The sequence below is a fragment of the Enterobacter sp. RHBSTW-00175 genome (assembly GCF_013927005.1).
Taxonomy (GTDB): domain Bacteria; phylum Pseudomonadota; class Gammaproteobacteria; order Enterobacterales; family Enterobacteriaceae; genus Enterobacter.
The window spans coordinates 103,602-126,999 of the sequence record NZ_CP055930.1; the positions used below are offsets into that span (position 1 = coordinate 103,602).

Consider the following 23,398-nt stretch of genomic DNA (forward strand, 5'->3'; position numbering starts at 1 on the left):
AAAAACCAGCATCTTATGCTTTTATGGAATATCAGCTTACGAGTTGCAGCTCGCGGTTTTCCAGCGACGGTTTGCTCACCAGAGACATCAGGATCTCTTTTACTGCCTGCGCCTGCGGCGACAAAGAGCCCCGCGCGGACATATTCAGCGACAGCGGTAAGCTCATGGATGGTGTCGTGATCCGCGCCATCCAGCCATTCGCTGCGCTGCACAGTGAGCGAGCCGCTGATTCTGGCAACACGGTAACCCCCATTCCGCTGGCAATGGCAGCCGTCAGCGTGGAGATTGAGTCGATTTCACCGATGATTTTTGCCGTCAGACGGCGCAGAGAAAACGCTTCATCCACACGGACACGCACGGCGCTGTAATCACGCGGCAGGAAGAGATTCATCTCCGCGACGGCGGTCAGGTCAATGCTCTGCCCCGGGCAATCACGGGTTCCCACCAGGTACAGATCTTCTTTCAGCAGCGGCTGGCTGGTGATACCGGCGACCGGGGAGCGGTCATACAGCACAGCCATATCCAGCTGCCCGCCCAGCAGTTTTTCATTCAGCACCGAACCACTGTTTTCGTGCAGATAAACCAGCACGTCAGGTAATTCGGAGCGTACTGCCTGCAACAGCGGCATGGTAATAGAAGAAGCGGCAGTGCCTGGCGCCAGCCCAATAGAGACATGTCCGCTCAGCGTCTGGCCCACGTTATTCACAGCCAGTTGTGCTTGTTCACACTGGCGCAGAATCGTACGTGCGTGGGTATAAAGGATCTTGCCGGCTTCGGTTGGCGTCACGCCACGCTTTGTACGGATCAACAGTTGCTGATCCATCTCACCTTCCAGAGTGGCCACCTGCTGACTCAGCGCAGGCTGCGCGATATGCAACACTTCCGCGGCCTGGGTCAGGCTGCCGATATCGACGATTTTTACGAAGTATTTCAGTCGTCTTAAGTTCATTTTGCCCCCTGTTCGATAATGCAGTGCCGGTACTGGCTCTAATTGTTGAAGAGGTTTTTGCAATATGAATGCCAGTTTTTATAAGAGGTCTGATATGTCTGCTAAACGCCTGAAAATAAGGAAATCTAATCGTCAGTGTCAGTTTTATTACCGAAACAGCGGTTTAGGATCTGCCCCATAAGGGGTATGCTTGCACTATAACGGTGCAATCCGTTGTCAAAAACACCACTTTGCTGATTTTGTCAGCAAACGATCAAAAGGTGGTGATCCACCCTTTGACAAGGGTAACTGACATCGATAATATGCGCCCCGTTCACACGATTCCTCTGTAGTTCAGTCGGTAGAACGGCGGACTGTTAATCCGTATGTCACTGGTTCGAGTCCAGTCAGAGGAGCCAAATTTGAAAAGCCTGCTTTTAAAGCAGGCTTTTTGCTTTTCTGCGTTCTGTAAAACTGCCGGGTGGCGGCTTCACCTTTCCCGGCCTACAGGAGCTATCCGCAACGTCAGGGTCCAATCTTCACCGGCATCCCGGAGCGACGTTCCAGCACGCTGGCAGCCCCCTCATTGTTAAGCTCTGCACGCATGGCAGAGGAAATAGGCAGCGGCACTTTATTTGTTGATTCAAATTCCGCACGATTACGCGACAACGGCTCGTGCACTTCCAGCCAGCGACTGCCATCCGGTTCGGTGGTCATTTTGACCGGCTGATCGATTATCTGAACGCGCGTCCCGACCGGAACCTGGTCGAACAGGTATTTGATATCATTGTTGCGCAGACGAATGCAGCCCTGGCTCACGCGCAGCCCGATACCAAAATTGGCATTCGTGCCATGTATTGCATACATTCTGCCAATATAAATGGCATACAGACCCATCGGATTATCAGGGCCGGCGGGCACAAAGGCTGGCAGGGTTTTGCCTTCCTGAGCATAGGCCCGGCGCGTATTCGGTGTCGGCGACCAGGTCGGCCCCACCTGTTTACGTTGCACGGATGTCACCCAGTTACGCGGTGTTTCACGTCCGGCCTGGCCAATCCCAATAGGCAGCACCTCAACGGTGTTACCGCCTTGCGGGTAGTAGTACAGACGCATCTCTGCCACATTCACCACAATCCCTTCCCGTACCGTATCTGGCAGGATCAGCTGCTGGGGAATAATAAGTTGTGAACCTGCTCTGGGTAAAAACGGATCCGCGCCCGGGTTGGCCTCCAGCATATTGCTGAGCCCCTGATCGTATTGCGCAGCAAACGCTTCAAGCGGCAAGGTACTGCCATGTGGAACGGTAATAACCTGCGTGCTCCCCACCAGCCGGCTTCCTTCTGGGGGCAACGGGTAACTTAGCGCCAGCGCACTCTGACTGACCATTAAAGCAGCAATACAACCAAACAAACTTACACGACGCATAATCCCTTCCTCAGTCGTTCCACGTATCAGATAAGTATAGTCTTTTTTATTGTTCTTACCGTCCCGCAGCGCCTCATTATGGGCACTTTTTGTGAATCATCAGGAAATAAAATCAGTTTCCTCATGCCCCCTGTCGCGGTAGTCTCATATGTTCCGCCAATATGACGGATGCAATGTGAGTAACCTTTTCTTATACCAATAATTAAAATCAGTACAGACAGGACAACTATGGACTCCACCCTCACCTCCGCACGCCCTAATGAGGAGACACCTTCGCTCAATCGTGCCCGCCGCGCCGCTCTCGGTAGCTTCGCAGGGGCCGTCGTCGACTGGTATGATTTTCTGCTCTATGGCATCACTGCCGCCCTGGTATTTAACCGTGAATTCTTCCCCCAGATTAGCCCTGCGATGGGCACACTGGCCGCGTTTGCCACGTTCGGCGTGGGATTTCTGTTCCGCCCTCTCGGCGGCGTGATCTTCGGCCACTTTGGCGATCGTCTCGGGCGCAAGCGGATGCTGATGCTCACCGTGTGGATGATGGGCGGTGCCACCGCGCTTATCGGTATCCTGCCGTCATTTGCCTCTATTGGCTGGTGGGCACCCGTTCTGCTGGTCATCCTGCGTGCGATTCAGGGTTTCGCCGTTGGCGGTGAATGGGGGGGTGCTGCGCTGTTGTCTGTGGAAAGTGCGCCTAAGAATAAGAAAGCGTTTTACAGCAGCGGTGTGCAGGTGGGGTATGGCGTTGGCCTGCTGCTCTCAACCGGGCTGGTATCGCTGATTAGCCAAATGACTACCGACGAGCAGTTCCTGAGCTGGGGATGGCGTATTCCCTTTATCTTCAGCATCGTTCTGGTGATAGCGGCACTGTGGGTGCGTAACGGCATGGAGGAATCTGCGGAATTTGAGAAGCAGCAGCAGGAAAAACCGGTGGTTAAAAAACGACTGCCCGTGATGGAAGCACTTGCCCAGCACCCTGGCGCTTTTCTGAAAATTATTGCCCTGCGTCTGTGCGAGCTGCTGACCATGTATATCGTCACCGCCTTCGCCCTTAATTATTCGACGCAGAATCTGGGGTTACCGCGCGAGCTGTTCCTGAATATCGGGCTGCTGGTGGGTGGCATAAGCTGTCTGACTATCCCCTGCTTTGCCTGGCTGGCCGACCGGTTTGGCCGCCGCCGCGTCTATATCACTGGCGCGCTGATTGGCACGCTTAGCGCCTGGCCATTCTTTATGGCACTGGAAGCGCAGTCAGTCTTCTGGATCGTCTTTTTTGCCATCATGCTGGCAAATATCGCGCATGACATGGTGGTGTGCGTGCAGCAGCCCATGTTTACCGAACTGTTCGGCGCGAGTTATCGCTATAGCGGTGCTGGCGTAGGGTATCAGGTTGCGAGCGTGGTGGGCGGTGGGTTTACCCCGTTTATTGCTGCCGCGCTGGTCACCTTTTCCGGGGGTAACTGGCACAGCGTGGCAATTTATCTGCTGGGTGGCTGCCTGGTTTCGGCGGCAACAGCCCTGTTGATGAAAGAGACCTCTCACCCTTGATCCCCAGGCGGAAGCCGTTGCTTCCGCCGCTGTTTTACGTGTCACGGCTATTGCGGCAGCCTTTTGTCATATCCCTGAATACCGACTTTTGTTTCACACTCCTGTGACATACTATCGGGTGTAGCCGCACACCTGTGGAACAAGGAGACAGAGATGAATAATAAGGGCTCCAGCCTGACCCCGGCTCAGGCACTGGAAAAACTCGATGCGCTGTACGAACAGTCTGTTAACGCGTTGCGCAGCGCCATTAGTGAGTACATTGAAAACGGAAAACTTCCCGACGATAAGGCCAGAAGCAATGGCCTTTTTGTTTATCCAGCACTCTCCGTCACCTGGGACGGAAGCGCCACCAACACGCCAAAAACCCGTGCCTATGCGCGCTTTACGCACTCAGGCTGCTACACCACTACCGTCACCCGCCCTGCCCTGTTCCGCCCTTACCTTGAAGAACAGCTCTCGCTGCTGTTCCAGGATTACGGTGCGCACATCAGTGTTGAACCCTCTCATCATGAAATCCCGTATCCCTATGTGATTGACGGCTCTGCGCTGACTCTTGACCGTTCAATGAGTGCGGGGCTGACGCGTCACTTCCCGACCACAGAGTTGTCGCAGATTGGCGATGAAACCGCGGATGGTATTTATCACCCGGCTGAGTATTCCCCGCTTTCGCATTTTGATGCCCGTCGCGTGGATTTCTCACTGGCCCGCCTGCGCCACTACACCGGCACGCCAGTGGAGCATTTCCAGCCTTTCGTGTTGTTTACCAACTACACCCGCTATGTAGATGAGTTTGTTCGCTGGGGTTGCAGCCAAATCCTTGACCCGGATAGCCCGTATATCGCGCTCTCCTGCGCGGGGGGAATTTGGATCACGGCCGAAACCGAAGCCCCCGAGCAGGCCATTTCCGACCTGGCATGGAAAAAGCACCAGATGCCTGCCTGGCACCTGATCACCGCTGACGGCCAGGGGATCACCCTGATCAACATCGGCGTTGGCCCCTCTAACGCCAAAACCATCTGTGACCATCTGGCGGTGCTGCGCCCGGACGTCTGGCTGATGATTGGCCACTGCGGCGGATTGCGTGAAAGCCAGTTGATTGGCGATTACGTACTGGCTCATGCCTATCTGCGTGACGATCACGTGCTGGATGCGGTACTGCCGCCTGATATCCCGATCCCAAGCATTGCCGAAGTCCAGCGCGCGCTGTACGACGCCACCAAAGAGGTCAGCGGGATGCCGGGCGAAGAAGTTAAACAACGCCTGCGTACCGGCACGGTTGTCACCACCGATGACCGCAACTGGGAGCTGCGCTACTCTGCCTCTGCGCTGCGTTTCAACTTAAGCCGCGCGGTGGCTATCGATATGGAAAGCGCCACCATCGCCGCACAGGGTTACCGGTTCCGCGTTCCTTACGGCACGCTGCTGTGTGTGTCTGATAAACCGCTACACGGGGAAATCAAACTTCCCGGCCAGGCAAATCGTTTCTATGAAGGCGCGATTTCCGAACACCTGCAAATCGGCATTCGCGCCATCGATTTACTGCGTGCGGAAGGCGATAAACTGCACTCCCGCAAATTGCGTACCTTCAACGAGCCGCCGTTCCGCTAATAACAAAAAGGAAAAACAATGCACACCACATCATCGCTCGCTGCACTGCGTCAGTGGCTGGAAGAAAACCATCTCGACGGGATGATCGTCCCACGTGCCGATGCCTGGCAAAGCGAGTACTGCGCGCCGTACGACGAAAAACTGGCCTGGCTGACAGGCTTTGACGGCTCCGCCGGGCTGGCGCTGGTACTGAAAGACAAAGCGCTACTGTTCGTTGATGGCCGCTATCAGGTCCAGGCGCGCGTTCAGGTCAATCTGGACGACGTTGAGATCCACCATCTGCACAACGAGCCGCTGGCACAATGGCTGGCGCAAAACATTAAGGAAGGGACGCGCATTGGTTTTGAGGCGCTGTTGATGACTAATTCAGACTATCAGCAGCTGTCAGCCACGCCGTGCGAGCTGGTGCCGCTGAAGACTTCTCCGTTCGATACGCTATGGGCAGGCCGCCCTGCGGCACCTGCGGGGCTTATCCGCGAGATGCCGGATGCGGTAAGCGGCGAGAGTAGCGCCGATAAACGCCAGCGTGTTGCGAAGATCCTCGCTGAGAAAAATGCGGATTATCTGGCCATTACGCTGCCGGACAACATCGCCTGGCTACTGAACGTGCGCGGTTCTGATATTCCGACCAGCCCGGTTCCCCTCTCATTTGCCCTGCTCAACCGTGACGGTGCTGTTGAGTGGTTTGTTAACGACAACAAGCTGAGCGAACTCCCCGACGCGGTAAAAGAGGCTTTCACGCTTTCACCGCAGGATGCTTTTATCGGGCGTTGTCAGGAGATTTCAAAGGGTAAACGCGTTCTGGTCGACGCCGATTCTGCGCCTGTGGCATTGCGTTTTGCCATTGAGCCACAGGGGGAAATTGTCTGGCAGACTGACCCAATCACTCTGATGAAGGCCGGAAAAAATCCAACTGAGCTTGCCGGATACCGTGACTGCCATCATCAGGATGGCGCGGCGTGGGTGAATTTCCTGGCCTGGCTGTCACGCGAAGTGCCACAACGCGTTGCCGCGGGCAAACCGCTGACGGAACTGGATGTTCAGGCACAGCAGTTGGTGTTCCGCGAGCGTCAGCCAGGTTTTATCGAACAGAGTTTTGCCACTATTTCTGCTTCGTCCAGCAATGCGGCGATGTGCCATTACCACTCAAGTGAAACCAGCAACAAGCCTATTGGTCATGACCATTTTTACCTGAATGACTCCGGCGGTCAGTACCGCAACGGCACCACGGACGCTACGCGCACGCTGGCATGGGGCAAAGTTGAACCACAGCAGCGTTTGCACTACACCGCCGTGCTGAAAGGCTTTTTATCGCTGATTACGCTGCAATTCCCGTCCGGGACTCAGGGGCACCAGTTGGATGCATTTGCGCGTCGCCCGCTGTGGGAAATGGGTCTGGATTACGATCACGGTACCGGACACGGGGTGGGCCATCAGCTGCTTATCCACGAGAACCCGCATCGTTTAGCGAAGAAGGTTAACCCGTGGCCGCTGGTGGCAGGAAATATCATGACCATTGAACCTGGTTACTATCTGGCTGACAGCCACGGTATTCGTATTGAAAACCAGGTGGAAATTGTCGAGAGCCGCCCGGGCTTCTGTAAATTTGCCTCTCTGACCTTGATCCCGATTGACCTGAGCCAGGTTGAGCTGCATTTGTTGAACGAGCAGGAAAAACAGTGGCTGGACGAGTACCACCAGCAGGTTCGCGATGTGTTATCGCCGCGGGTAGACAGCGATGCACGGCCGTGGCTGTTTGAGGCGACGGCGCCGATTCGCGTTACCCGGTAGGGTGCTGTTGTTTTGATGCCGGGTGGCGGCTTCGCCTTACCCGGCAGTTATATTAAAAAGCGTAACCGACAGTTAAATAGTATGCCCACCCTGTTGAATCTATAGTGGTGATATTTCCATCGCTGTTAAATGCTTTACTACCTTCATCAAATTGCCCGCCATGATAGAAATAACGAAGGGTTGCACCGTAGTTCCAGTGAGGATAAACCAGGCTGAGCACGTTGGTGGACACTATCGAACTATTTGTACGCGAGTAAAATTGTTGCTCTCCGCCTGATTCATCTTTTAGGTCTGAACCAAAATCAAAATTGGTAAAACCGACATAACTTAGTTTGCCACCAAATATTGTTGTAAGAGGTATGACATACTTTACCTTGAAGCGATATCCATCCCACTCATTTTCGTTGGCAGCATTGTAATTGTTCCCTTGATATTTGGCATAGATGTTTGCAGATAACGTCATCGGTAGCCCCGTATCAATATCTGTTCCTAGCCCCATATACCAGGTACTCTGTCGCTGCCCTGCGTTGGAACCTGCATCATAGATATAGTTGTGGGCAAAATACCATTCTTTAAATGGACCGAAGCTTAGATCGAGTCCTGTTAACTTGTCGATGCTAAAACGCGGCTCTATCTCTGCAAAAAATGGAGAACCATTGTCCCAAATACCGATATCATTATCATTGCCTATACCAAAAAACTTAGGTAAGTCTGCGTAACCGTAGAAATCAAACCAATCCACATGAGCCCAGGCACGATACTCTGGATATAAGTCTGCTCTTTTTAGTGGCCCAAAGCGAGTTGAGTTGCTTCCAACCACATTAATGCTTTGATGCCACCAGTCTGATAAATATTCATTACTTACAGAGTCTGCCAATGCTGCCGTGGGTAACAGCATAAATACACCTGATAATATATTTGTTATTTTTTGCATAAGTAGAGATTCCTTCCACAGAGGTATGTGGATAAAATTTATTCATTTATAGAAAGTATATTATTGAGTCTATTTAGCCATACTTACGTCGACCACTCTCATCTCAAGATCGGGTTTCAATGGATTATTTGTCTTGACATAATCCATGATTGACTCAGCAGAAGTTGTACTGTTGATCGTTTTGATATTCGTTCCTTTTAAGAACGCGTCAAATCCATCCCCACCCGTCGCGCAAAATGAGTGTGTAGCAACCCGATATGTTTTGGTTAGATCTACTGCTTGATTATCAATAGTGAATTTAATGATTCGCTCACCCAACGGTTTTTTACTGTCATATTCAACATGAACGTTTTTTGAGACTTGCAAAACTCCATTGGTAAGATTAGTTGCGTGGACCATTAAATTGACGAGATCCTTTCCGGTGAGATCCATTTCAATAAGTTCGTTATTAAATGGGAAGGTAGTAATTACATCACCATAACTTAACTCCCCTTGTGGTAAATCAGCACGCAACCCTCCGCTGTTTTGTAAACCCACGACGGCGTCTGGCGCTTTGGCCATCATGGCATCAATAACTAAATTACCAACAGGTGACGATTCACCATAAGAACGCGTGAATGCTGTCGTTGTCGACCCAATGATTTGGTCAGTGATACTTTTCAGTTTAGCATTCCACTCATCAATCCTGGCTTGAACTTTTGGGTCCGGTTTATATTCGTCTGCAAATATAGTGATTAGTTTACCGCTATAGCCATCAATTTTTTTAGTCTTCGGGTTTAGATTCAATACAAGTTTACCAATATCGGTACCATACGCATCCGTTGAAACGATGAGCGTGTCATTCACTTTTATTGGCTCAGGTGTACCCACATGAGCATGACCGGTGATTAACACATCAATGCCCTTAAATTTCTTTGCGGTATCGATATCGGCTTGCAACATCCTGGCTACGTCTTTATTTCCATAACTTGACTGGCGCGCTGGCGTACCTTCATGGATAAGCAATACGATGATATCAACCTTGCCTTTTAACGCATCAAGCCCTTTTTGAATGTAAGGTACTTCATCACGGGTCTCTGCGCCAGCGTAAGCCTTAGCGGCAACTGTGTCATAAAATGCAAATTTCTGATGTATACCAATTACGCCAATTTTAACGCCATCTTTTTCGACAATCGTCCAGGGGTTATTCCATACGGGCTTGTCACTTTTGGCATAAAATACATTACCCAGTAAAATAGGGAAATCCGCTTTTGATAACTGTTTAACCATATTATCAACGCCATGGTCAAATTCATGATTCCCCACTGACACCGCATCAAAGGGCATTGCATTCATTATGTCAATAATTGCTTCACCTTTGGTTAAGGTGCTTATATAAGGCCCGGTAAAATAATCTCCCGCATCAAAGAAAAATACATCTTTACTTTTTTTCTTTGCATCATTAACGATGGTTGCTATGTTCGCAAAACCACCGACCAAACGTTCTTTGTCGACGACGGGAACTTTCCCTGGAGATACATGAGCATGTAAATCGTTGGTGTAATAGATCGTCACATCCTTTGCGCTAACTGATGCTGTTAATGTTGCAGACAAACACAATGCAATCAAACTAAGCTTAGTTCTTCTCTTCATAATAAAACCCTTTCAACTTTATGAATAATTATTATATTTCAGTCAAGATCTCATGCAGACATTTGCATGTTTTCATTGTTTTACAGTAACGCCTTCATATCGGCTTTAAAGGCAAGAAATAGTCAATAAAGCCGATTATTCATCAACTGATGACACCACTCGGAAACTATTGCGGCAGAAAAACTTATTTTTTCACATCAGCAACGCGCATACCGGTAAGTTGTTCATCGGTAATGGTGTTACCTGCTTTAAAGTAATCGATCACTGCGTTGTAAACGTAATACCCACCGTTTGTATTACGCGCTTTACCCTCGGTAAACGTGGTGAAGCCGTCGCCACCATCAGCAAGGAAGTTTTGGGTAGCAATGTGATAAACCGTCGCATCCTCAATCGCTTTGCCATTAAGTGTAAGTTCCAGAACTCGTTGTCCAACAGGCTTACTACTGTCGTACTTCATTTCCACGCCTTTTGAGACCTGCAGCACCCCGTTACTTAAACTTGCACCATGCTCCATCAGACTACGTAATTGTTTACCGGTAAGATCCATAGTGACCAGCTCGTTAGGGAATGGGAATGTACTAATGACCCCCCCCATCGTAATCGCACCAGACGGGATCTCACTGCGGATACCGCCAGAGTTGGTTAAAGCCAACTGTGTAGTTTTACCTGCAGCGGCCAGCAAAGCGTCCGCAGCAAGATTGCCAAGTGAGGCTGATTCACCATATGCACGTGTTAATTCAACCGGCGACTGCGCCACCGTTTGTCCTACCACTTCATCAAGTTTCTTATTCCAGCGGTCAATCACCTGCTTCGTTTGCGGATCCGGCTTCCACTCATCAGCGTATATGGTTTTAAGCTCGAAATTTTTCACCGTAAAGCTATGTGGCTTCTCTTTGTAGTCCAGTACCAGTTTCCCTACATCGATACCACCGCTGTCGGTCGAGAGGATTAGCGTATTACCTACTTTAATCGGTTCCGGCGTACCGACATGCGCATGTCCGGTAATCAGAATATCCAGACCTTTCACCTGGCTTGCCGTCTGAATATCCTTATCCAGCGCACGACGCACATCTGTGCTTCCTATACTGGACTGACGGGCAGGTGTGCCTTCGTGGACCAGCAATACGGTCAAATCCACTTTTTCCTTAAGTTCATCGATATAACGCTGTAACCATTTAATCTCATCCCGTGCTTCAATACCTTCGCGCGTTGTAGCGGAAACGGTATCATCAAAGGCAAACACGCCGTGCAAGCCTATAACGCCAATTTTCACCCCCTCTTTCTCAATAATGGTATATGGCTTATCCCAAAACGCTTTATCGCTGTTCTGATAAAAAATATTGCCCTGTACAATGGGGAATTTCGCCTGGCTAAGCTGGAGCAACGTATTATCCCAGCCATCATCAAATTCATGATTGCCCATTGTGACTGCATCAAACGGCATGGTATTCATAATATCAATGATCGCCTTGCCCTTCGTTAAACTGCTGATATAAGGGCCGGTAAAATAGTCACCTGCATCAAAAAACCATGTAGCTTCGTTTTTGCTTTTTTCCTTTTTTACCAGCGTGGTGATATTTGCCCAGCCACCGACGTCACGTTTACCGTCAGCAATCCATGGCACTTTATAAGGTTCCACATGGGCATGGAGATCATTGGTATAAATAATAGTGACATCCTTGGCACAGGCCCAGAATGGTAATGTCAACAAAATACCCGTAGCAATCACTTTTAATTTCATAATTTTCACCTTCATTCACATTAATTTCGGGTATTTTACGTTCTGAAAGACATTGATATGTGCGTCTGTTCACACAATCAAATCGACGTTATAGTTCAAAATCACCGACCTCTTGAAATCGTTGGTGGCTTATGTCGACTTTATTTACAATTAATAGCTGCAAGACGTTTGGGTGTCGCAATTTAGGGTTAGCGACATCTGAAGATTACAGTTGGCCGGACTATCGACTAGGTTATCCGGCATTGCACTGTCGGGCATGTGGTAGTTATCCTCCTCTATTTGAAGCACATCAATTTAATGAATGGTTGTCAGCTCACTTAAGTGCCTATGCCTCTGAAAGTGGCTATTTTTGTCCTGTATGTTATGGCAAAGAAACTATTCGCTATGGTTATAATCCGCAAGGAACACAGCGCGTTCAGTGCCGCACCTGCAAAAAAGTCTGGACACCGAAACGACAATTACTAAGAGAAATAACATCACCAGAACGGATTGAAACGGTATCTTTAATTGTGCCGTTCCAGGGGAGGAGAGCAGATCAAAAACTGTATGTCCTGCTAAGTTTCGATGCTATTCAAGGTAATATTATTCATATTTCCACTAATTTCACTCAGCATTCCGCTGGGGAAACCCTACGTTATCTCTGCCGAGGGAATATTGAGCCTGATTTGGATCACCGTGATATCGTAAAACACGTTGATATGCGCGAGATGCAATTTCTACATCGCAGTCAGTTCGATGAAATTCAGTACGGAAGTGCTGTACTCAAACGCATTGCAAAAGGTGCTATTCTGCGTCCGGTTATCGCTGCTCATGGGCATTTTCGGGTACTGAACATCCTCTTTCCTGAGATAAAGACACATCTTATTTCTCACGAATGTTTTCTTCGGGGAGCAGTTATTACTGTTTGGGCAAAACTGTTCCGCCAACGACAAGCTGAACTTTGGTATATAGAGGAGGATATAAGCGACAGTGATACGAATATGCCCTGGCATTTTCAGGGTAAAACGCGGCATGGCTGGTGGCAAAGTCAGTGGTCGCTTTGGGTACAGGGAAAAAACCGTAAGATGGTTTGCTCATTAACGAATGGGGATAGCAATAACGCTAAAACACTCTCTTTAGCAGCCAGTAGGCACTATATCCAATGGCTATATAAACAAACGGATTTTATCCATAGCGCTAAATTATCCGCAGGGCGCGTAACACAAATACTATGTTCCCTGGCGCAAGACTACAACTGTAAGATTATGAAGGAAAATGAAAACCGAGAATAATGAGGCCATGTTGCATTTTTCCCGTGATCTTATCGTCTTGCTAAGACAGGCACTAAACACCTGGCCTGTATCGTCAAGGGTTCATGCAAATACATGAACCCTTTTAATATATGCAATGATATCAATTATTTATTAAAACGGATGATCAATCGCACTTGTTCTTTATACATAAACCGTTTCTTTAGTTTACAGTAATTGATGCCGTAGTGATTAGATCAGATAGCTCTGTTTCGTTAAATAATCTTGCACGATAGCCCTCTGCTGGGAATTGCGGCGCGCCATCAGGAAGAGAAATTACATCGTAGATGGTGGCAATCATGTTACCGTTCACATCAGAGATAAAGAATGAACGGGCATGGTTGGTAAAAATAACAAAGTAATCATCATGGTCAAACACTCCCCCCATAAAATCAGTCCACTGGACGATAGGTGTGGTTGGCAGTTCGATAGGCGCTTGAATTTCCACAGCCGTTTTCGCTGCTAAGTCAACAGCATAGAACAGAATACGAGCAGGAGGTGTTGAATAGGCATCCGTTGTTGCATCGTCATTCATCGGGCGTACAACAGGATTTCCATCTGCATCAAGACATGATCTATTATCAAAGACAGATAAAACAAATTTCCCCACGGTAGAGTCGATATATTCTGCAAATGCACTATTATTTGTAATGCACACAGTGTGAGCACCATTTTCATAGTGAGTAATACCGGAATTATCAATCTGAATAGTATCTGGATTCACCGGGAATTGAGGGTTGAAATTCCCGGTATCGATCGCCCACAAGATACTACCATCAACGATAGATACGCCAAACGTCGTACTCGTTGAACGGGAATGAACAATAACTGCTTCATCATTATTTGGGCTACTTGCAATCCATGAAAGTGAGTTTAAATGAATATCATTAGGAGTACTGTTATTCAAAATTTGAGTACCGCTATACTCACTGGTGTAATTTTTTGCCCAAATCATTTTCCCGGTCTGATCGTTAAATTTAAGAACCAGAGAATCTTGCCCCATCGTGTTGGTTATACGATTAGGACTATCGTTACCGAACATATAAATATCGCCAGCTGAGTCCCAGACTAAATCGTGAGTATTTGAATAGTGATTGCCATCTGAATCACGCATGTCGAATTCAAAGATAACATTACCGAGAATGTCAATTTTGAAAAAGCGACGACCATACCACGACATATCTTCATCGCTACCAGTATAGATGTAACCATTGTGAATTCTCAGCGGCTGGAGATGATACACTGATAAGAAGTTAAAACGCAGGTCACCATTTTGATCGTAACCTCGGCCAGTCGATTGCATCAACCAACTATTTCCCCAAACAGATGTAAACAGCGCAGGATCAGTTTGTTCAATATCGAGATGGAAGATTACAGATTTATCATAAACCTGATCCACCGTGCTAACAGAGAATGGTTGATTGAAAACTTCAGCCCCAGTTTCGTCCTTAAACACAACCTGAACGTCGTTTGCATATTGTGCATAAAGACCAATGACAGGAATTTTTATGGTTTGAGAAACACCATAAATCAGCTCCGAGGAATAGGTGAAATCTACGCTAGTCGAACTGGTTGTCCGTTTTGCTACAGTGTAAGAGTAGCTAACTGGTGTATCTGAAGTAAAATAAAGATAAGCAGCAAGTTGGTTGTCAGCCGGTGCAAGTTCAGTTTTAACATAAGTAATTGTCATGATTTTATTCCTTTTGGATTTAAGATTTAAAATACGATTTTTATTAAACACCCATACATATAGAACATAATAATATCCATATATTATTATTTGATTAGATATGTACAGTAATTGCTTGTATAAGCAATAGTTTACCTACTACTTTCAGAAGTAATTAAAAATGGATGTGTATTGTAGTACTCCTCTTACAAAATAGCTGTGTAAACAGCGACGTGGCTAATCATCCTGCAAATGCAGGTGTACCGTATTATCTGTATAAAAGATCTGCGAGAAACTTTCAGATGCTATTATGGATACATTTTCCGTGAGAGCTGAAAATGAACACCATCCTTTATTTCCGTCCAGTTACCACCCCATTCAATATCAACATCCAACTCCTTCGCAGCCTGAAACACTGCTGTGGCAATTGTTTGGTAATGTTTAAACTCCCATGAGGCCGTACCATTTATAACTGCAAATATATCGACAGCATGCCCCGTTAAATGCCTGCTATTTGACGTTAATGATTTCCCTGCTGCCAATAGTTCAAGCTGCCGTTTTTGGTTTCTTAACCCTTCTGAAATACCAAAATCAACAGGTGATAATTTCAATGCTTTTCTCATTACATCAGAAAGGTCTTTATGTACGCCTTTAAGATTTTTTTCAGTAGTTTTACTGAATTCATGGTTCATCATTGTCATCTCCAGAGATTTTTTTCCAGTAATAATTAAGGGCAACAACGCCCATTGCACCTGATATGCCACTAACCGCAAGTGAAGTATGAAATACCGAACCAAGGCTTTGTGACATCAATCCAGAAAGTACACCGGTAAAACCTGAAACAATAATTTGTGCTAATGCCGTAAATAAACTTCGTCCAGACTGACCAGACTTAACATCAAGGATATATCTGACAAGACCTCCCCACGCACCGAATAATATTATGTAAATCCAGCTAAAGAACGCATTTGTTGATGGGTCTTTCCATGGCAAAACAATTACCTCCTAAGGTTGAAAAAGTAAAAACGTTACCGTCCGATGAGATTATTTTTTCGTAACTGAGCTATTGCTTTTGCTATGTAGTGAATAATAAACGTTGAGCAACCCTGTTTTGTGATGAATGTCACACGGAATGCAATTAATAGCTTGCATCGATCAATCATCTACTAATGATAGTTAATATTTATTGATTGTAATCATACTATTTAGTAGTGGAATGCATAAGAGGGGCAAGCGGGAGGGGGCAACCCGATAGCGCGACGACTACTGGGTTTAAGTAGGGAATGATGCTGGAGCCGTAACGCTCTGACCTTCGAGGATTTTGCAGTACCTGGGGGGGATTCAATCGCGTCGATGGGTGAACGCGGTAGTTACAGTGAGGGTGAAAACATTTCGCTGGTGCAGAAAAGCAAAAAGCCTGCTTTAAAAGCAGGCTTTTTAAATTTGGCTCCTCTGACTGGACTCGAACCAGTGACATACGGATTAACAGTCCGCCGTTCTACCGACTGAACTACAGAGGAATCGTGTGAACGGGGCGCATATTATCGATGCTCCCCGATGATGTCAAAGGCAGAATGCAGATTTCTGATCGTTTGCCGAATTATTCTCCACTTCGTGCATTTGGCAGGCATTCTTTGGATTCGGTATCGACAATTTCGGTTTTTTGGCGGGGATATTTCCATAGCCAGCGCCCGCTCACCATTCTCCAGTAGAACAGAACTCCGCGCACAGCCCAGTCGAGGAACATCCCCAGCCAGACACCGACCACGCCCATTCCCAGCATAATCCCCAGCGTATACCCCGCCACCACGCGACACCCCCACATGCCCAGCATCGATACCCACATGGCAAAGCGGGCGTCGCGCGCACCTTTCAGCCCGGCAGGAAGCACCCAGGAGGCCGCCCAGATCGGCATAAATGCGGCGTTGAGCCAAATCAGGATCTTAACGACCTCTTTAACATCCTCTTCATGGGTGTAGAACGATGCCATCAGCCCGGCAAAAGGCGCGCTACCCCACGCAATTGCGGTCAGCCCGATGGTTGAGAGCCAAAAAACGTGGCGCAACTGGCGTTCAGCCTGCCCTACCTGCCCTTTTCCAAGCCGTTTGCCAGTGATAATTGTCGAAGCAGAACCGAGGGCATTACCTGGCAGGTTGATGAGTGAGGCGATAGAGAAGGCAATAAAATTCCCCGCGATAACATCGGTCCCCATTCCTGCCACGAACATCTGCGTGAGCAGCTTACCGCCGTTAAACAACACCGATTCGATACTGGCCGGGATACCAATCCCCATGACTTCCCAGATAATGGCGAAATTGAGCGGTCGGAAATAACTTTTCAGCGAGAGGCGGAGTGACGGCGTCATACCGGTCATCAGTACCCCAATAATGGCCGCCGCGCCGATATAACGCGAAATAGTCAGCCCAAGCCCTGCCCCGGCAAAACCCAGCCCGTTCCATGAGAACACACCGTAAATCAGAATACTGCTGATGATGATATTCAGGATGTTCATGCCGCCGTTAATCAGCAACGGAATTTTGGTATTCCCTGCCCCGCGTAACGCCCCGCTACCAATGAGTGCTATCGCCGCTGCCGGATAACTCAATACCGTCATTTCCAGATAGGTCAGCGCCAGCGCTTTCACTTCATCCGTTGCCTCGCCCGCCACAACATCGATAATTTCTTTACCGAAATAGTGGATCACCGCCGCAAGAATGACGGAGAAGATGGTCATGATCATCAGCGACTGTCTGGCAGCCTCGCGAGCGCGTTTGGGATCCAGTTTTCCCAGACTGAACGCAACGACAACCGTTGTCCCCAGGTCAATCGCGGCAAAGAAAGACATCACCACCATGTTAAAACTGTCTGCCAGACCTACACCGGCCATTGCCTCTTTTCCAAGCCAGCTCACCAGGAAGGTGCTTAACACCCCCATCAGCAGGACGCAGGTATTCTCCAGAAAAATGGGAACAGCAAGAGGGGTGATTTCACGCCAGAAGAGAACACGATAACTTTTACGTTTTGCGTACCAGGGCGTGCGCATAATCGCCTGGCGTATGGGGGCGGTGACGTTCAAAATGGACCTTAGCGAGAAAGTTGAAACTCCATTTCAAATGATGATGGAGAAATGCTCATCCTGCAAAGTATTTTCCATAAAAATATGTTTGGAATTACAACAAACTGACGACAGATTCAGCAATTGAACATTTTTACCTAAGATCAGGTTTGACAAAACTTTTTTCGCCGCTAAGATAAGCCTCCACAACGATTCCTCTGTAGTTCAGTCGGTAGAACGGCGGACTGTTAATCCGTATGTCACTGGTTCGAGTCCAGTCAGAGGAGCCACATTCTGAAAAGCCTGCTTTTAAAGCAGGCTTTTTGCTTTTCTGCACCAGGCAATACGCCCCTCCTCCATCGAAGCGATTGCAGCCCCTGCTGTTCCCCCTTATGTTAAGCCATTCTCTTGTTCAACGGTGATGAAGCATGAACCCTTTGTTTGTCTACGGCACGCTGCAACCAGGCCACTCAAACGCGCATATTCTGGAAAACATCGGTGGCGAATGGCTGCCCGGTTACGTGAAAGGCACCTTTTACGCACGCGGATGGGGTGCAGCGGCCGATTTCCCGGGAATTGTCCTGGATGAACACGGCGCGCGCGTTGACGGCTATCTGTTTGTTTCCGACAACCTTGAAACGCACTGGCCGATGCTGGACGAATTTGAAGAGGGTTACGACCGGGTAGAAGTCAGTGTTACCACGCTTGAAGGCCAGCACGTTACGGCGTGGATTTATCAATTACAGCCGCGCGCTGCGATTTAAAACAAAAAAGGCTCTCTGTCACCAGAGAGCCTTTTTCACGTTCAGCAACGATTACTCGCTTTTTGCTTCACCGTTTTTGATTTCGCCCATCACTTTCAGCTTTTTGGAGATGTCGCGACGTTCTTTGGACAGCTCAGCATTTTTGATGATGTAGTCATCAACACGGTCTTCATAGTCGCTCTTCATGCTGGCGATAATGCCCTGAATAGCTTCAACGCTCATACCTGGCTTGATGTAATCGCTCAGGTTATCCAGCAGCAGAACACGTTTCTGGTTGTCACGGATCTTCTTCTCAACGTCCTGGATTTCACGCTGTAATTTGTTTTTGCGGCGGAACAGGCGGACGAATTCCAGAACATCCTGGAACGAAGGCTTGGTAGTTTCCATTTTTACACCCCTGATAATGTGAGATTCGGATTCGTTAAAGCAACCGTTGTAACAGTAACCTTACTGACAGCGGTCGCGAATGACAATGAGTATATCGTTTAACGCTATCATAACCCCAATTGCTGCTGAATCGAAGCAGCAGGCGTCACATAAGGCGATAGCTGCTTTTTATTTGCGCAGCGCACGGCAGATCAGATGCGACAAAAGTTCCAGTTGGCGTGCCAGCTCCATGCTCAGCCAGACGTAGCCGTGGATCGGTGTTTCAGCCACATTGTCGCTCTGGCGTTCGTGAATAAGTTGCTTCAGCTCGGCAACAATTTCATTCAGACGTTCGCTGTTTGCCAGAATAGGCTGCGGATTCCCCTCATAGAGCGCGTGAGCAATGGTTAACAGCGTCTGTTGCGTCATCTGTTGCGTCTCTTTTAACGTGTGTGCGTTAAGCATCAGCAGATGGCTGGGGCGAGAAGCCCAGTGTGCGTTGATTTGCAATTCAAGCATACAGACAAGATTACGACTGACCGTCTGAATCGCTTCGAATACGGATTTCTGGATGTGGGTTTCTTTGCTGGCCGGGTTAATCAGCCCCCGCATCTTTACCACCTCATTGAGGATTTTTTGCAGATGCTTTTCAAGGCGCGGGCGCTCAACCAGGTTAGGGGAAAAACCGGTCTGATACACCCGGTTAAAAGCCATCACGTAGTTTGCCATCTGGATACGCCAGTGAAGGAAAGCACGCTGTGGCCAAATCCCGGTGAACAGCATCGCCAGCAGTGAGCCGAGAATAACATCCCCGCTTCGCCAGAGAGCGGTTGTCATATCACCTGCAGGCGCACCCACCACTACCGCAAGCGTGATACCAATTAGCAGTGCCTGATACGGTTTTTTCCCAAGCGCCAGCCAGCCGCAAAGGAACATAGCGCCGGCGCACCACGCCAGCATGACCGGAAACGAGATGAGTTCCAGTTTCAGGGCAATGAGCCCCAGTGCAGAGCCTAAAACAGTGCCACCGATACGCTCAAAAGCCCGTGGGACGACATTTCCCCAGAACGAGATTGGTCCCATGATGACCACCAGCGTGATCAGCGGCCACGTTCCTTCCGGGACATTCAGCAAGCGTACCAGTACAAAAGTCAGTACAAAGGCCAGCGCTATGCGGCAGCCATGCACAACGCGATAGTGTTGGTACAACCGAATTTCAAACGGCGTTAATGATTTGTCGGGACGCACACCCGCTCTCCAGCAGCTCGGCAAACCACAATTGTACTGTGTTTTCAGCCGGGCGGATCACACCCGGCTGAAAAACCCTGCTTTTACCAGGATTAACCCGCTTTGTGCTCAACGGCGACGTACATTTCAATGTCCCAGTAGCCGTCTGCATTGCCATCGTTCAGGTAGCGTTCAAAACAGGGTTTAGGGGCACACTGATAGTGGTGGTCCTGCAAAAGAGAGTTGAAGAATTGATACCAGGGCGTCGCAAAATCAAAATTCTCGACCCTGGCAGTGGCGACAGCGTAGTCGCCAGCAGCAATTTCGGTCATCATCACCCCTTCGCTGTTCTCGGGAATGACAAAATCTTCCGGCACCGTTACCGCCGTGTCACAGCGCAGTTTATCTGCCGGAACTACATCCGGGTTATCGTAGTAAACAGCAACCCATTCCAGCGGCTGAATCTGACGCCCGTCAACCCACATGACCAGTTGTTCAAAGCCCTGTTTTACCGTTTTTTCCCACGGCCCGACCAGGTGAAAGCCTGCGATTTTACGTTTCTGTTGCTGCCTGATGCTGTAGTCCATGCTGCCTCCGTTTATTACTGTATATTTATACACTATAAATCAGATTTTCTATGAACAACAAATGAGGAGTGTTTATTATGTGAGCAGACTCGCATCCCTGCCAGTCTGCTGAAAGCGGTTAACTTACGCGGTTAGATTTTGTGGTGCAGATAGTCGCCGAGACGTGAGAATAAGCCACCTTTATCAATACCTTCCAGCGTTACCAGCGGCCAGTGCGCCACAACCTTATCCCGGTCATAGAGCTGAATTTCCCCTACTCGCTGATGCGCAGCTATCGGCGCTTCCAGCTCTTTTTTATCCAGCACATATTTCGCTTTGATGTTTGGCACTTCCGCTTTTGGCAGTGCCAGCCAGAAATCCTGATCCGTGCCGAGCGTTACCTGCTCTTTATCACCGTACCAGATATGCTCTGTGCCCACTTTTTTACCCTTATGCAGGATCTGCACCGTATCGAAATTCTGTTGTCCCCAGTGCAGCAACTTACGCGCCTGATCTTCACGGCCTTTCGGACTATCAGCCCCCATCACCACCGCAATTAAGCGACGCTGACCGTCTACGGCAGAGGCAATCAGGTTAAAGCCTGCCCCGGATGTATGTCCTGTTTTCAGCCCGTCCACGTTCATGGTTTTATCCCACAGCAGGCCGTTACGGTTCTGCTGGGTGATCCCATTCCAGGTCAGGCTCTTTTCGCTATACATATGGTAAAAATCAGGCTCGCCGTGAATGATTGCCCGGGACAGAACTGCCAGGTCATAGGCGGAGCTGTGCTGCCCCGGCGCATCCAGGCCATGAACCGTTTCGAAGTGCGTATCGCGCAGATTCAGCTTTTGCACATAGTCATTCATCATGTTGACGAACTGCGGCTGGCCGCCCGCCACATGGTCTGCCAGTGCCACACAGGCGTCGTTACCGGAATCGACAATCAGGCCTCTGCTCAGGTCACGGACGGACACCCGATCGCCAGGTTTCAGGAACATCAGGGATGAACCATCAAACACCGGGTTCCCTTTCGCCCACGCATCGCGGCCCACGGTGACGATATCGTCCGGGGTGATGCGGTGACTATCAATTGCGCGATCGACAACATATCCCGTCATCAGCTTTGTCAGGCTCGCCGGATTGCGTTGCTGGTGTTCGTTGCCCGCCGTTAAAATTTGACCAGTAGTGTAATCCATCAGTACCCAGGACCCTGCCTGGATAGCGGGTGGCTGCGGTGAAAAATCAAGCGGTTCGGCAGCCAGCGCAGATGAGATACTCGAAGCGAGTAAAGAAACAGCAATAAACAGACGGCGTTTCAACGGTATATCCTCAGGTCATTAAAAATCGTTGACCTTTTTACGGGACTTCTGATGTCGTTACCTGCCTTAATTGCAAGAAAATGTTAATATTCATCTGTCATCGCCATTTGGATCATAAAAAAACCAGCAAGTGCTGGTTTTTTATACGCCTCTATTGGATTTGAGGCATTATCTTTTCCGCCAGATATTTTGCACCAAATTTAGTAAGATGCGGAGGATCATAAAACAAAGGTTTATTATCATCTGTTAAAGCTAAACATTTATCTTTCTTTGGACAGATGTAATTCATCATATTTATAAATTTAACACCAGGTGCATTTGCCAATTGTTTGTTAATATGATCTGTATCTTCATCTCTAAATTGTGTTGCAAATCGTTCGACACCAACTATGCGGTTAAATGAGTTGACAATTTCAATACTACTTTTCGAGAGATTCTTCCGTCCGATCAGAAACACTTTGGCGTCAGTCATTGAATGTAACTTATCAACACCATGTATAACATAATCAACTAAATTTGGCTGATATAGAAATGCTATGTAGACTTTATCAGCCTGACGAAGCAGTTCAGGGTTCATTGCCTCATGCATCTGAGACTTACAAATCGGGATCAACTCAGGCTTTGCAATCGTCCTGGCATTTAACTTGGTGAAATATTTTTCTGATTCATTGTCTTCCACAAAGTTTGAACCACAGTCAAAATATATAGTTCGAGCAACTACATCTTCCTTTTCTATTAATCCCGATTCCTGCATCATATTAATGAGATCGGCAGATTGCGAATCACCGATAACCAGTACTTTTGTCTTGTTGCTATTCTTCTCAAACCCACTTTTCTGAGCAAGAGCGCGCTGCTCAACCCATGTATAATCAAATGCATCTTTCTTATCAAGTTGGTTTATCATGCGAATTTCTTCAGGAAGTCGCCATTCCCAGCCATTATTGGCCCAACTACTGGCTGAAGGGACTATTATAATAATAGCCGCAAGGGTACATGCCAATGAAAATGAGGGACCACTCAACCGGGCCTTATGTACACTTCTGAAAGGCTTTTCGATACAATGGTACAACAGAATACTTAATACAACAGTCAGTACAAACATCCAACAGATTTGAGTTGAGTCTGGGGTGAACACAATAATGTAACTACTTAGCACATATATCGGCCAATGAACCAGATATAATGAATAACTGATTTCACCTATATAATTTGGTAAGCGATGCGCCAGAATTCCTGAGAACTTAGCTTTATCACCAGAAATGATCATGAGCATAGTTCCGACACACGGCATTAATGCATAAAACCCAGGGAAGACAATTGATTTAATATCAAAATAAAAAATTGGATATAGTATAAAAACAATACCAGTTAGATAAATTAGCTCGTTGATTTTTTTATTTTTCAAGACATCACTAATAAAAACACCAACAGCACCAATTGCAAACTCATGCATCCTGAAAGGTGTTAAATAAAAAGCCCCACTTGAGTCAACATTAATAAACCATATCGACAAAAATGCAGGTGATGCTGCCAACTTAC

General features: G+C 48.1%; 19 protein-coding genes and 3 tRNA genes. 7 read left to right on the forward strand and 15 right to left on the reverse strand.

Annotated features, from left to right (window positions below):
• Positions 1-31 precede the first annotated feature (31 nt).
• Positions 32-949: a nitrogen assimilation transcriptional regulator NAC gene (gene nac, locus HV107_RS00525; protein WP_014070886.1), complete on the reverse strand. Its 918-nt coding sequence runs from the start codon at positions 947-949 to the stop codon at positions 32-34.
• 322 nt (positions 950-1,271) lie between these two features.
• On the opposite strand from nac, the gene HV107_RS00530 reads away from it, so the two are divergent.
• Positions 1,272-1,347 (forward strand) — tRNA-Asn (locus HV107_RS00530).
• A gap of 106 nt (positions 1,348-1,453) precedes the next feature.
• Here the strand turns inward: HV107_RS00530 and ldtA are convergent.
• Complete coding sequence (ldtA, locus tag HV107_RS00535) at positions 1,454-2,353, reverse strand: L,D-transpeptidase (protein WP_182061632.1); 900 nt, start codon at positions 2,351-2,353, stop codon at positions 1,454-1,456.
• Positions 2,354-2,581: 228 nt separating this feature from the next.
• Between ldtA and shiA the strand changes: the two genes are divergently transcribed.
• The 3 genes from shiA to HV107_RS00550 all read left to right on the forward strand — a co-directional run bounded on the left by shiA (position 2,582) and on the right by HV107_RS00550 (position 7,297).
• Positions 2,582-3,898, forward strand: coding sequence for a shikimate transporter (gene shiA / locus HV107_RS00540; protein WP_182061633.1), 1,317 nt, complete (start codon positions 2,582-2,584; stop codon positions 3,896-3,898).
• A 153-nt stretch (positions 3,899-4,051) separates the two neighbouring features.
• Positions 4,052-5,506, forward strand: a complete 1,455-nt coding sequence (locus HV107_RS00545) for an AMP nucleosidase (RefSeq protein ID WP_182061634.1) — start codon at positions 4,052-4,054, stop codon at positions 5,504-5,506.
• Between the two features lie 18 nt (positions 5,507-5,524).
• A complete protein-coding gene (locus HV107_RS00550) occupies positions 5,525-7,297 on the forward strand; it encodes an aminopeptidase P family protein (protein ID WP_182061635.1) in 1,773 nt (590 codons plus the stop codon).
• 52 nt (positions 7,298-7,349) lie between these two features.
• Here the strand turns inward: HV107_RS00550 and HV107_RS00555 are convergent, their stop codons facing one another.
• The 3 genes from HV107_RS00555 to HV107_RS00565 all read right to left on the reverse strand — a co-directional run bounded on the left by HV107_RS00555 (position 7,350) and on the right by HV107_RS00565 (position 11,604).
• Complete coding sequence (locus HV107_RS00555; RefSeq protein WP_182061636.1) at positions 7,350-8,231, reverse strand: nucleoside-specific channel-forming protein Tsx; 882 nt, start codon at positions 8,229-8,231, stop codon at positions 7,350-7,352.
• A 69-nt stretch (positions 8,232-8,300) separates the two neighbouring features.
• Positions 8,301-9,863: a bifunctional UDP-sugar hydrolase/5'-nucleotidase gene (locus HV107_RS00560; protein WP_182061637.1), complete on the reverse strand. Its 1,563-nt coding sequence runs from the start codon at positions 9,861-9,863 to the stop codon at positions 8,301-8,303.
• A 184-nt stretch (positions 9,864-10,047) separates the two neighbouring features.
• Positions 10,048-11,604, reverse strand: a complete 1,557-nt coding sequence (locus HV107_RS00565) for a bifunctional UDP-sugar hydrolase/5'-nucleotidase (RefSeq protein ID WP_182061638.1) — start codon at positions 11,602-11,604, stop codon at positions 10,048-10,050.
• Between the two features lie 131 nt (positions 11,605-11,735).
• On the opposite strand from HV107_RS00565, the gene HV107_RS00570 reads away from it, so the two are divergent.
• A complete protein-coding gene (locus HV107_RS00570) occupies positions 11,736-12,875 on the forward strand; it encodes a cytoplasmic protein (protein ID WP_182061639.1) in 1,140 nt (379 codons plus the stop codon).
• A 181-nt stretch (positions 12,876-13,056) separates the two neighbouring features.
• Here the strand turns inward: HV107_RS00570 and HV107_RS00575 are convergent, their stop codons facing one another.
• The 5 genes from HV107_RS00575 to emmdR all read right to left on the reverse strand — a co-directional run bounded on the left by HV107_RS00575 (position 13,057) and on the right by emmdR (position 17,638).
• Positions 13,057-14,583 carry an aryl-sulfate sulfotransferase gene (locus HV107_RS00575; RefSeq protein WP_182061640.1) on the reverse strand — a complete coding sequence of 509 codons (1,527 nt, stop codon included), beginning with the start codon at positions 14,581-14,583 and terminating at the stop codon, positions 13,057-13,059.
• A 287-nt stretch (positions 14,584-14,870) separates the two neighbouring features.
• Positions 14,871-15,257, reverse strand: a complete 387-nt coding sequence (locus HV107_RS00580; protein ID WP_182061641.1) for a M15 family metallopeptidase — start codon at positions 15,255-15,257, stop codon at positions 14,871-14,873.
• Positions 15,244-15,555 carry a phage holin family protein gene (locus HV107_RS00585; RefSeq protein WP_259349665.1) on the reverse strand — a complete coding sequence of 104 codons (312 nt, stop codon included), beginning with the start codon at positions 15,553-15,555 and terminating at the stop codon, positions 15,244-15,246. The genes HV107_RS00580 and HV107_RS00585 overlap by 14 nt, the downstream gene beginning before the upstream one ends.
• 451 nt (positions 15,556-16,006) lie before the next feature.
• Positions 16,007-16,082, reverse strand: a tRNA-Asn gene (locus tag HV107_RS00590).
• An 80-nt stretch (positions 16,083-16,162) separates the two neighbouring features.
• On the reverse strand, positions 16,163-17,638 hold the full coding sequence (emmdR, locus tag HV107_RS00595) for a multidrug efflux MATE transporter EmmdR (RefSeq protein ID WP_182061642.1): 1,476 nt from the start codon (positions 17,636-17,638) through the stop codon (positions 16,163-16,165).
• A gap of 193 nt (positions 17,639-17,831) precedes the next feature.
• Here emmdR and HV107_RS00600 point away from each other — a divergent pair.
• Positions 17,832-17,907 (forward strand) — tRNA-Asn (locus HV107_RS00600).
• Positions 17,908-18,045: 138 nt separating this feature from the next.
• A complete protein-coding gene (locus tag HV107_RS00605; RefSeq protein WP_182061643.1) occupies positions 18,046-18,381 on the forward strand; it encodes a gamma-glutamylcyclotransferase family protein in 336 nt (111 codons plus the stop codon).
• Between the two features lie 51 nt (positions 18,382-18,432).
• Here the strand turns inward: HV107_RS00605 and HV107_RS00610 are convergent, their stop codons facing one another.
• The 5 genes from HV107_RS00610 to HV107_RS00630 all read right to left on the reverse strand — a co-directional run bounded on the left by HV107_RS00610 (position 18,433) and on the right by HV107_RS00630 (position 23,393).
• On the reverse strand, positions 18,433-18,768 hold the full coding sequence (locus HV107_RS00610) for a DUF496 family protein (protein WP_008499467.1): 336 nt from the start codon (positions 18,766-18,768) through the stop codon (positions 18,433-18,435).
• Positions 18,769-18,936: 168 nt separating this feature from the next.
• Positions 18,937-19,995, reverse strand: coding sequence for an FUSC family protein (locus HV107_RS00615; RefSeq protein ID WP_182061644.1), 1,059 nt, complete (start codon positions 19,993-19,995; stop codon positions 18,937-18,939).
• A 92-nt stretch (positions 19,996-20,087) separates the two neighbouring features.
• Positions 20,088-20,561, reverse strand: coding sequence for a DNA gyrase inhibitor SbmC (gene sbmC / locus HV107_RS00620; RefSeq protein WP_182061645.1), 474 nt, complete (start codon positions 20,559-20,561; stop codon positions 20,088-20,090).
• 131 nt (positions 20,562-20,692) lie between these two features.
• Positions 20,693-21,859, reverse strand: a complete 1,167-nt coding sequence (gene dacD / locus HV107_RS00625; RefSeq protein ID WP_182061646.1) for a serine-type D-Ala-D-Ala carboxypeptidase DacD — start codon at positions 21,857-21,859, stop codon at positions 20,693-20,695.
• A 151-nt stretch (positions 21,860-22,010) separates the two neighbouring features.
• On the reverse strand, positions 22,011-23,393 hold the full coding sequence (locus tag HV107_RS00630; protein ID WP_182061647.1) for an acyltransferase family protein: 1,383 nt from the start codon (positions 23,391-23,393) through the stop codon (positions 22,011-22,013).
• Positions 23,394-23,398: the final 5 nt, after the last annotated feature.

What these genes read in the sequence shown, in the direction of transcription:
- sbmC (WP_182061645.1), bottom strand. Translation starts at nt 20,561, where the DNA reads ATGGACTACAGCATCAGGCAGCAACAGAAACGTAAAATCGCAGGCTTT.
- HV107_RS00550 (WP_182061635.1), top strand. Translation starts at nt 5,525, where the DNA reads ATGCACACCACATCATCGCTCGCTGCACTGCGTCAGTGGCTGGAAGAA.
- HV107_RS00555 (WP_182061636.1), bottom strand. Translation starts at nt 8,231, where the DNA reads ATGCAAAAAATAACAAATATATTATCAGGTGTATTTATGCTGTTACCC.
- HV107_RS00565 (WP_182061638.1), bottom strand. Translation starts at nt 11,604, where the DNA reads ATGAAATTAAAAGTGATTGCTACGGGTATTTTGTTGACATTACCATTC.
- HV107_RS00610 (WP_008499467.1), bottom strand. Translation starts at nt 18,768, where the DNA reads ATGGAAACTACCAAGCCTTCGTTCCAGGATGTTCTGGAATTCGTCCGC.
- HV107_RS00545 (WP_182061634.1), top strand. Translation starts at nt 4,052, where the DNA reads ATGAATAATAAGGGCTCCAGCCTGACCCCGGCTCAGGCACTGGAAAAA.
- HV107_RS00575 (WP_182061640.1), bottom strand. Translation starts at nt 14,583, where the DNA reads ATGACAATTACTTATGTTAAAACTGAACTTGCACCGGCTGACAACCAA.
- nac (WP_014070886.1), bottom strand. Translation starts at nt 949, where the DNA reads ATGAACTTAAGACGACTGAAATACTTCGTAAAAATCGTCGATATCGGC.
- HV107_RS00560 (WP_182061637.1), bottom strand. Translation starts at nt 9,863, where the DNA reads ATGAAGAGAAGAACTAAGCTTAGTTTGATTGCATTGTGTTTGTCTGCA.
- HV107_RS00580 (WP_182061641.1), bottom strand. Translation starts at nt 15,257, where the DNA reads ATGATGAACCATGAATTCAGTAAAACTACTGAAAAAAATCTTAAAGGC.
- HV107_RS00570 (WP_182061639.1), top strand. Translation starts at nt 11,736, where the DNA reads ATGTCGACTTTATTTACAATTAATAGCTGCAAGACGTTTGGGTGTCGC.
- shiA (WP_182061633.1), top strand. Translation starts at nt 2,582, where the DNA reads ATGGACTCCACCCTCACCTCCGCACGCCCTAATGAGGAGACACCTTCG.
- HV107_RS00605 (WP_182061643.1), top strand. Translation starts at nt 18,046, where the DNA reads ATGAACCCTTTGTTTGTCTACGGCACGCTGCAACCAGGCCACTCAAAC.
- ldtA (WP_182061632.1), bottom strand. Translation starts at nt 2,353, where the DNA reads ATGCGTCGTGTAAGTTTGTTTGGTTGTATTGCTGCTTTAATGGTCAGT.